The organism is Pelagimonas sp., from assembly GCF_050633425.1.
Lineage (GTDB): Bacteria > Pseudomonadota > Alphaproteobacteria > Rhodobacterales > Rhodobacteraceae > Pelagimonas.
The window spans coordinates 60,232-69,389 of record NZ_JBOEGM010000023.1; the positions used below are offsets into that span (position 1 = coordinate 60,232).

Below are 9,158 nucleotides of genomic sequence, written 5' to 3' on the forward strand. Positions count from 1 at the left end.
CGGCATTCGCCGCGCAAAACACGAATGACTGCTTGGACGCCAGTGCCGCGAAAACGACCCTTTTTGCGGCAGTTTTTCGCATCCTGCCAAGTCATTGATTCCATTTAGACTGGACTGCCGCAAAAACCTCGTGCAAAACGAATCTATGAAAATCGGCTACGCACGGGTGTCTACGGAAGAACAGAACCTTGATCTACAGATCGAGGCGTTGACCGAGGCCGGGTGCGACCGGATCATCACCGATCAGGCCCAAAGTGGCGCGAAAGCAGCCGAGACCCGTGCGGGATTTTCCGAAGCGTTGGAGCTACTAGGCCCAGCTGACCTTCTGGTGGTCTGGAAGCTGGACCGCGTTGGCCGCTCCATTGCCGATTTGATCCATCTTCTGAAGCTCTTTGGGGATCGTGGCATCGAGTTCCGCAGCCTGACAGACGGGATCGACACGACGACCGCAGGCGGACGGCTTGTGTTTCACATCATGGGTGCGTTAGCTGAGTTCGAACGCGATCTTATTCAGGAGCGGACAAAGGCAGGGCTACGCGCGGCCAAGAAGCGTGGAAAACGGCTGGGGCGTCCGCCAGCACTTTCCACCGCGCAGATCACCCACGCGAAGACGGTTATAGAGACCAAACGGGAAACCGTTTCTGGCATGGCCGAGATTTTGGGCGTGAACCGCAGCACACTACAGCGTGCCATGAGCCGAGAAGCCGGGCTTTCCGTCTGATGGCCGAAGCTATGCCAATCACCCCAGCAGTTGTGACCTGGGCACGGGAGCGGGCCGGGTTCTCTATAGACGCTGCAATATCGGACTTTCGCAAGATCGTAGAGTGGGAAGCCGGCGAGGCTTTTCCGAGCTATCCGCAGCTCGAAAAGATGGCGGAGAAGTTCAAGGTGCCGGTTGCGGTATTCTTCTTTCCGGCTCCGCCCGATCTGCCGCCTATCGAAGAGACCTTTCGCACCTTGGGTCCAGACCAGATTGCCGAGATACCACCCCGCATCCGATTGCTTCTGCGCAAGGCCCGGACGTTCCAGATGGGCGTTGAAGAGCTGAACGGGGGCCGCAATCCAGCCGAACGGCTGATTACCCGTGACTTGGCGTTCCGCCCGACAGACCGCATTGAGGAAATCGCAGCTGAGGTACGGGCTTATCTGGGCGTCACGATGGAGCAGCAGTTCGCGTGGGGCAATGCGGAAACGGCACTTGAAGAATGGCGCAAGGTGCTTCTGGGCGTCGGTGTCTATGTTTTCAAGGACTCTTTCCGGGAGCCGGACTATTCCGGGTTCTGCCTCTATGACGACGAATTTCCGATCATCTACGTCAACAACACTACTGCGAAGACACGACAAATTTTCACGCTGTTCCATGAGCTTGCGCACCTGCTCTTCCATACCAGTGGTGTCGACCGGACCGGCGACGGTTTTGCGGATGAGTTGGTCGGAGACAATCAGCGGATCGAGGTCATTTGCAATCGTATGGCGGCTTGTCTTCTTGTGCCGGAAGATACTTTCGATGCCACTTTTGCCGGTCAAGCACTGACCGAGGCGACAGCGGCTGAATTGGCACAACTGTTTAGCGTCAGTCGCGAGTTCATCTTCCGAAAGTTTCTCGACCGCGATCTGATCACTCCGGGCGAGTATGATCAGGCCGCGCGGCGATGGGCCGAACAAGGGCAACGTGGCACGGGGGGGGACCACTACAACACTAAAATTGCCTATCTTGGTACCGAATATATCAACCTGGCTTTCCAGCGGTTCTATCAGAACCGGATCGACTACAATCAACTTGCTGACATTCTCGACACCAAACCCAAGAATCTGACCCGTCTTGAGGAATATGTCTCAAGGAGGGTGCCTTGAGCTACGTTTTCGATACGAACGCATTTTCCCAGCTTTTTCACAGTTATTATCGCAACCGGTTCCCGACCCTTTGGGAGCAGTTTGACGAGCTAATTGAAAACGGAGACATCACATCGACCCGCGAAGTCGCACGTGAGATTGATGGGGATCGCGTCGTTGCGCTACGAGAGTGGGCAGTTAACCAGCGCGACCTTTTTCCCGCGCCGGATGCTGTGGAGGCAGGTTTCGTAGGTCAAATTTTCGGAGTGCCACACTTCCTTCAAATAATTGAACGGAAGAAGCTCTTGAAGGGTGGTCTCAACGCTGACCCATTCATCATTGCGCGGGCGCAGGCCACAGGGGGGACTGTCGTGACCCTCGAAGGTGAACCACGGAACGGAGCAAAAATTCCAAACATTTGCCGCCACTTTCGAATTCCATGCGTTTCGCTGGAAGGCTTTATGGAAGAAGAGAACTGGACCTTCTGACAGCTAAAACTGAGAAACTGCAAGGCTTTGAAATCAAACCAATTACAGTCTCACTAATTTGGTCTCATTATTAACGAGTTCCGACACCCAAAATCTTCCTGACCAGATCGACGCATAATCAATGTTATGTTAAATAGGTCAGCATAGTTGACCTACATTACAGCCAAATATGGGCTACGATAGCATCATTCATAGATGACATTCTGACGTTTGCCATCTTTCCACATGGGAACGAGTGCTCCCGTGTTCCATTTGTAGAGCCAACCGACAACCGCCCGTGTCTCCCTATCTAGGATGAATTTGATTGGTTCAGCGGTTTGGCGCTGTTTGGCTTCCCGAACCGTAGTCTTTGTTGTTGGCATCGTTTCTTGATCTGAGTTGTCGAATGATAAGGCAGCAGTCACGATGATATTCCCCCTGAAATTGGCGCTGAAAAAATGCGTAAACACTCGTCCTGTTCCCGCGCAACGTGCGGTGGGAACTACCCTTAAGAGTTGTGCTTACAATCTCTGCAATTGCACGATAGAATACGCAAAGAAGCGCAAAGGAACGAAAAAATTTCTAGTAGTTCATTGATTAAAAACGGTAAATATTTTGTTGCACCGCAGAAAACCGAAGACAACTTCAAGGTGCTTTTTGCGCGCCTCGCCGCTGCCGGTGCTGGCCGACCTGTAAATGCGAGCGGCTTTCCAGACGGACCGTGGACACCAGATGCGCTTATGGAAGCCATCTGTTTGCTTGAAGAGAACGAAAAGGGAATCAATCTGCGGATTGTGCAGCTATGGTTCCAGGATAACGATCACGGTATTGGTCCCGAAAACATCAAGTGGCTTGCGCGGATTTTCGGTTGTGACGATCCAGAAGCAACGAGCGTATGGCAAGCAGAAATTACGGCATCTAAGGAACGCCTGACCAAAGAGCGCAAAGCCAAAAAACTTGCCGAGAAGCACACAACCTCGGACGAAGCCAAAGAGCCCGATCAACCAGTCACCACTGTCGAAGCGGAAACACAGCATCAAAGCCCATCTGTCCAACCGGAAAAACCGGCGAGCCGAACGCTGGCAGAGAAGACAGAATGGATTTTAAGCGGTTCAGGGTCGATGAACCTTCTCGTTGTGTATTGGCTCGTGTTCTGTGGTCTTGGCTTTTTGAACTACGCACTTGGAACGTTGAGTGTGACCTATAACCCGGTCGAAGGGCTATCGAAACAAGTCGGCTTCATCTGGGCACCAACGCTCAATGCCCTGCCCCTGATAGCTCTACCGCTCTACATTTACTTTGTTGGGGACCTCAACACATATTGGAAGCGTGTAGGCCGAGGTAACTGCACATCAGTGGATTCAAAATCCGTCACGGCGCATCGAAACGTGGCTTGGTACGCGAAGGTCAATGACTTCTCGTTCTCGTTCTGGGCCATCGCGTTGTTCTGCTTTCTGTTCGTTTGCTGCTTCCAGTGGTTCGGTATTTACCTGCCTGCGTATCTGTCCGGTGACGCTAATGGCGTTCAAATAGACCGATACCTTGTGACACTTGTGCGGCCAGAGGTGATTTCCATTCCAGAAGCTATGATCTTGTCTGCGATCGGATACCTTTACACCGCGTCATATATCGCGGTCTTCATGTTCGGATTGTTGTTTCTGGTAATCGTCGTTTTCGATTTTCATGATATTTGCACCACCTTGGTCCTCGAAGGAAGAACCATAAATCGGCGGCAAATCTTGAAGGAGGGTCAAAAAATTGTATGGGGCAGCTTCCGTGTTGCCGTCTTCGGCCTTTGGCTCGCGACCCTTATTAAGCTGCAAGTAACCTATCTGTCGTCAGACAGCCCAAATATCGTGCAGTGGATCAAGACGGACGCTCTATCATTCTTCGGAGTGGGTTCGACAAGGAACGGGTGGTTGGACAACACTTCCATTACCCACTTTACCACATTTCTAATGGTCGTGGTCACAGCGACCATCTTTGTATTCTCTGTCATGAAGGTTCAGAACATTTTCCAGCGACTTTCAATCTATGGCGAAGATCTCTCTTTCGCTCGCGATGGGCGAGAGGTTGTAAGAATGTTGTTTGTGATCGGGTTACTTTCTGTAAACTTAGTCTTGGTCGGTCGGTTTGATGGATTCTCACTAATCTTGGCGTTGAGCATCATCGCCTCGACGCGCGTATTGTCTGGGCCAAAACTGCAAACTTTCTTAGGTGGATGATGGAACAGGCGAAATACTACAGCGACATTGCTGATGGACCCGAAACGGCCAAAGCGTACTGGATGACCACAGATGACAACGTGCGCGTTCGCGTGGGCATCTACGCAACCAATACTAAGGCCAAAGGGACAATCCTGCTCATGCTAGGCAGGTTCGGATACATGGAGCGATACGGGCGTGTCGCAAAGAACTTTGCCGACAACGGCTATTCAACCGCAGTGATTGACTGGCGTAGTCAGGGATTGTCAGACCGGATGGCTGATGATGCTCAAGCGGGCCATATTCACCGTTTTTCTGATTATCAAAAGGATGTTGCCGCCCTACTGGCAGCGGTCGAGGAACTTGAGCTTCCAAAACCATACTATCTTGTCGGGGTATCTATGGGGGCTTGCATCGGTCTTCGTGCGATGCTCGATGATCTTCCTGTAGACGCCGCCGCCTTTATTTCCCCTATGTGGGGGATCAAAATGTCCACCCTTCAACGAGCGGCAGCTTGGCCCATTTCATGGGCCTCTCAAAAGATTGGTTTGAGCCACAAATATGTCCCCGGCGAGAGTGGGGATATCTACGTGTTGAACACCCCGTTTGAAGACAACAATTTAACCCATAACGCTGATATGTATGATTATTGGGTTGATCAGGCAAAGAAGGCCCCAGAGCTTCAAATCGGCGGGCCAACTCTGTCCTGGCTGTACGAAGCCCTCTCAGAATGTCGTAGCCTTTCAAGCGTTCCGTCACCTGATATCCCATGCATTACATTTTGCGGCGAATTGGATCAGCTGGTGGACAACTCGTCTATCAAGCGTCGGATGGAGCATTGGCCTGACAGCCAGTTCGCTATGATCAGAAACGCGAAGCATGACGTTCTTACCGAAACTGAGGAAGTTGGCGGTGACGTCATGGGTCAGATTTTCGCCTTCTTCGAAAAAAACGCCGAAACAGCTAATTCTTAGAAACGTAGACCGCTTGCGATTTGGGTATCGACTAGCCCCGGCTTAGAAGATCGGTGGGAAACAAGCAGATCAAAGTACCGAATAGATGAAAATTAAAATCAAACGACTGTCTGGCAACTTCACCGATGGTTATGCCCTCGATAAGCACATAGTCTCCAGCGTCTTTTTGGGGAACAATGAGTGGGGACGACCTCAATTCGATACGACAAGGACGCCAGCCGGTGAGGCTGTTTTTCGGCTAAAGTACCGTGGGGATTTTGATCAAGCCAAACCACTCGCCAAGGCAATTGTTCGTGCGATTGTACCTCATTTTCCGTCCATCGGCTTGGTGATGCCTGCCCCTGCATCTACGACGCGCAATCGCCAACCTGTTACGGAGGTTGCAACCGCCGTGGCCGAACGAATGGACAAACCACTATTTGACAACATCATCTCTAAATCTGCCATCGCTACCAACACCGCTTCTCTCAAGAATATGAACTCGCGGGCTGAGAAGGACGCAGCTCTAGCAGGCAGATATTTGTTGAACCGACCCATCAGCAACGAAGGTTGCTGGAATGTACTTGTCGTGGATGATCTGTTCGATTCTGGAGCAACGATGGATGCTGTCTGTAGTCTTCTTTCACAATATGATAAGATCAATGGCGTATATGTCGCGGCAATGACATGGAGGTAAAGTTGAAGACAGTTTTCATCGCTGGTTCTATAAAGATCAAAAGACTTCATCCCTTGTTTGTCGATCGGATCACGAACATCATCCGCGAGGGCTTGCCTATCATCGTTGGGGACGCCAACGGTGCCGACGCATCCATCCAGGCTGAACTATTATCGCAGTCTGCGCCGGACGTGACAGTGTATTGTACCGGGCGTCAGCCTAGGAACAACCTAGGCGATTGGCCGGTTCAGAGAGTGAAATCGTCAGCAGAGCCGGGAACGCGTGCTTTCTTTACAGCCAAAGACATTGAAATGGCCTCAAAAGCGGAATTTGGCTTAATGCTCTGGGACGCTGCAAGCACTGGTACGCTTAGCAATGTCTTTGAACTGCTATCACGAGGCAAGAAAAGCGTCGTCTTTGTTAATCGGGACGCCCGCTTCCAAAACGTGAAGGAAAACGAAGATATCCTCGATCTTGTTAGCTTCATGAGTGAAGGAGCGCGACGCACAGCGGATCGGAAAATCCGTCTAGGCGAGAAAGTTAGCATGTTGGCGGGTTCGCAAAGCCGTATGGCCTTCTAGGTGAAAACACTTGAAATGGTGTCTGATCTGTTCGACAAGTATGGTTCCTCCACAACTTGTGGACAGGTGGCCGAGCGGTCGAAGGCGCTCCATTGAAAACGGAGTAAGCGTGAAAGCGTTTCGCGGGTTCGAATCCCGTCCTGATTAAAAGGCTGTTCCCGGCGACGGTGAGCAGCCTTTTCAGTTCAAGAACGGTTTTTCCCACCGATGCCATCAAAGACAATCACTTGATTCAAGCCCCGAGTTTCGATTAAACAATATTATAACAGCATCACGCCGTTATAATAACTCACTTCGAAAGGGGAACATCATGAAGAACATTCTCCGCTCAAGCGTCCTGGCACTGGCAACAGCCGCAGTCGGCATCGCAGCAGCACCCGAACGCGCTCAAGCACAAACATACCAAATTGATTGTGCGATACTTCTCTGCCTGTCAGGCGGTTGGCCTGCCTCAGTACCTTGCGCTCGCGCCCGCGCCGAGTTCATCCGCAGGATCACACCTTGGCCTGTTGAACCCCCGTTGCAAATCTGGCGCTGTCCGATGGGCGCGGCTTACACCGTCGATCCTGAAACCCTGACTACCGACCGCATCTACGACATTCTCCTAGAGTTGGACGATGTGGCACCACAGCAGTCGTACCCAAGCGCACCACTCACGGATTTCGCGCTTGAGCCACAGCCCGCCGTTGTTCGACGCAGCGGCGGGACTGCGGCCCCTCTCCCAGAAGGCTACGCATTGCAACTTGTTCAAGATGGGGGCGGCGCAGACATCGACATCAGCGGGCAAGAGTTCAACTTTGTGAGGTCCATCCGAGTTTATAACGTCACTTATGCAAGCCAGCGCGAAAGCGGTCGCGACAATGATTGCAACAGATCATTCTCTATGCGTGTCGGCACATATGGAACGCAGGGCGATTTCCGCTGGACCGGATCAAACGATTATCGCTCACTTCCCGCAGCGCACACGGGTTTGGAAAACTACCCAAGCAACTGCCCGTCAATTTTCCACCGCTCGGTCTTCGTGGAATGGCGGGATTATGAAGGCAACTACGGCTTCGAGCAGGTCAACTACTAGGCGTGGTATGACGCCGAACGAACAATACTATAATTGCGACAGGCATCCAGACGTTGTATGCCTGTCGTCACAAATAATAAGAATCAACAGGCAGAGGAGCAGTTCCCGCCGTACAACGAGAAACCCCCGCAGAGGGGTTAACCTGTACGGGGGGTTTAGAACCAAGGGATTGGCGTCCCAAGTGGCTACCATATTTTTCAAGTCCGGTTCTAACACCCCACCCACATGGCAAGCAAGAAAAAAACGCATTTGTGCGCTCGCTACATCTGCATCTTGGTCTGACCCTTCCAAACGCCACAAGAGTTAGACCAAGGCGCAGCATACAGTAGGTACTATAGCCGAACGGCCAATACCCTGTATTCTAAGAGCGTCGGAAAACAGAGAATCGAAAGGAGAAAACAGCCCTAAAAAGTAGAAACCCCCGCAAGGCGGAAACCTAACGGGGGGGTTCTGAAACCAAAGAACGCCAATTCTTTAGCAGATCAAAAAGCTGTTGATCTCGGTTTTATCACCCCCTTCCAAAGCTGGCAACAAAAAACGCGTTTGTGCGAACCATAAAGACTTGCCTGCTTCCGCCCTGCTTAAACCGAGCAAGGACAGAGACATGCACAGCATTGCAGCTCGTATTGAGAGATACGATCACCACACCGAAGGGTTTCCCACCCTGCCAGACGGCATGGAGCGTGACGGCTTCATCCGCTTGTTTGAGAACGTCGCACCGACGATGTTCAATCTAACTGACGCGGAAGTTTCCACTTTCGTCCGCATGGCAGAAGATCCCCGGCCAAGCGACTGGAAGTCGCCCGACCGCGAACCCTGTTGCTACCGTAGGCAGGGCGAGATTGCCGCGAGACGCAGCAAATCCCGTTACAGCATCGCCCGACACGAAAAGCGGCTTGCTGCCGTGGGCCTGATCGACAAACGCACAATGGCGCATGGCGGCAGGTCAGGATTTGATGGGTGCGGCGTGTTCTTCTCGTGCGCAATCGCACTGGTCCCCGCCATGCTGGCGCACCAGCACCAACAGGACGCGCTAAACAAAGAGCGCAACCTCCTGTGCAACACACGCAGCATCCACAAGGGCCATCTAAAGGCTGCCATCAATGACCTGGCCGACCTTGGGGCGGACACGTCGCAGATCGAAGCGGAATACGAAGCGTGGCCGGATGCACGGCAACTGAGGCGGATCGACATGGACGATCTTCGTCAACACGTCGCAGAGGCCGACTTACTCACACAGCAGACCATCAATTTGTTGAATGAAACACAGGATATGCAACACGGGTGCAGCACAAGTGCTACCCCCTATATACAAGATACAACCCAAGACTTTAAACCTGTCTGTAAGCGCGGGCAAGCCCGCGCACTC

Annotated in this window: 10 protein-coding genes and 1 tRNA gene; 10 read left to right on the top strand and 1 reads right to left on the bottom strand. The window is 52.2% G+C overall.

Translation table 11 applies throughout. The features are described 5' to 3' along the window. Positions 1 to 145 precede the first annotated feature (145 nt). From ACRBB0_RS19945 to ACRBB0_RS19955, 3 genes are read left to right on the top strand one after another with little or no spacing between them, the layout of a single operon-like run. Positions 146 to 721 (top strand): recombinase family protein, encoded by a 576-nt coding sequence (locus ACRBB0_RS19945; protein ID WP_431376220.1) that lies wholly within the window; start codon positions 146 to 148, stop codon positions 719 to 721. Then, positions 721 to 1,854, top strand: coding sequence for an ImmA/IrrE family metallo-endopeptidase (locus ACRBB0_RS19950; protein ID WP_431376221.1), 1,134 nt, complete (start codon positions 721 to 723; stop codon positions 1,852 to 1,854). The genes ACRBB0_RS19945 and ACRBB0_RS19950 overlap by 1 nt, the downstream gene beginning before the upstream one ends. Continuing rightward, positions 1,851 to 2,321 (top strand): PIN domain-containing protein, encoded by a 471-nt coding sequence (locus ACRBB0_RS19955; protein ID WP_431376222.1) that lies wholly within the window; start codon positions 1,851 to 1,853, stop codon positions 2,319 to 2,321. Before ACRBB0_RS19950 ends, ACRBB0_RS19955 begins: the two co-directional genes overlap by 4 nt. Positions 2,322 to 2,506: 185 nt before the next feature. Here ACRBB0_RS19955 and ACRBB0_RS19960 read toward each other — a convergent pair whose 3' ends face one another. Next, positions 2,507 to 2,770: a hypothetical protein gene (locus ACRBB0_RS19960; protein ID WP_431376223.1), complete on the bottom strand. Its 264-nt coding sequence runs from the start codon at positions 2,768 to 2,770 to the stop codon at positions 2,507 to 2,509. Between the two features lie 66 nt (positions 2,771 to 2,836). Between ACRBB0_RS19960 and ACRBB0_RS19965 the strand changes: the two genes are divergently transcribed. The 7 genes from ACRBB0_RS19965 to ACRBB0_RS19995 all read left to right on the top strand — a co-directional run. Then, positions 2,837 to 4,525 carry an RcgA family putative transporter gene (locus tag ACRBB0_RS19965; RefSeq protein WP_431376224.1) on the top strand — a complete coding sequence of 563 codons (1,689 nt, stop codon included), beginning with the start codon at positions 2,837 to 2,839 and terminating at the stop codon, positions 4,523 to 4,525. Beyond that, on the top strand, positions 4,525 to 5,478 hold the full coding sequence (locus ACRBB0_RS19970; RefSeq protein ID WP_431376225.1) for an alpha/beta hydrolase: 954 nt from the start codon (positions 4,525 to 4,527) through the stop codon (positions 5,476 to 5,478). Before ACRBB0_RS19965 ends, ACRBB0_RS19970 begins: the two co-directional genes overlap by 1 nt. Before the next feature lie 85 nt (positions 5,479 to 5,563). Continuing rightward, positions 5,564 to 6,154, top strand: a complete 591-nt coding sequence (locus ACRBB0_RS19975) for a ComF family protein (protein ID WP_431376226.1) — start codon at positions 5,564 to 5,566, stop codon at positions 6,152 to 6,154. Between the two features lie 2 nt (positions 6,155 to 6,156). Continuing rightward, a complete protein-coding gene (locus ACRBB0_RS19980) occupies positions 6,157 to 6,714 on the top strand; it encodes a hypothetical protein (RefSeq protein ID WP_431376227.1) in 558 nt (185 codons plus the stop codon). Positions 6,715 to 6,773: 59 nt separating this feature from the next. Continuing rightward, a tRNA-Phe gene (locus ACRBB0_RS19985) sits at positions 6,774 to 6,862 on the top strand. A 162-nt stretch (positions 6,863 to 7,024) separates the two neighbouring features. Then, positions 7,025 to 7,789, top strand: coding sequence for a hypothetical protein (locus ACRBB0_RS19990; RefSeq protein WP_431376228.1), 765 nt, complete (start codon positions 7,025 to 7,027; stop codon positions 7,787 to 7,789). Positions 7,790 to 8,393: 604 nt separating this feature from the next. Next, a partial coding sequence (locus ACRBB0_RS19995) for a hypothetical protein (protein WP_431376229.1) occupies positions 8,394 to 9,158 on the top strand: 765 nt, incomplete at its 3' end.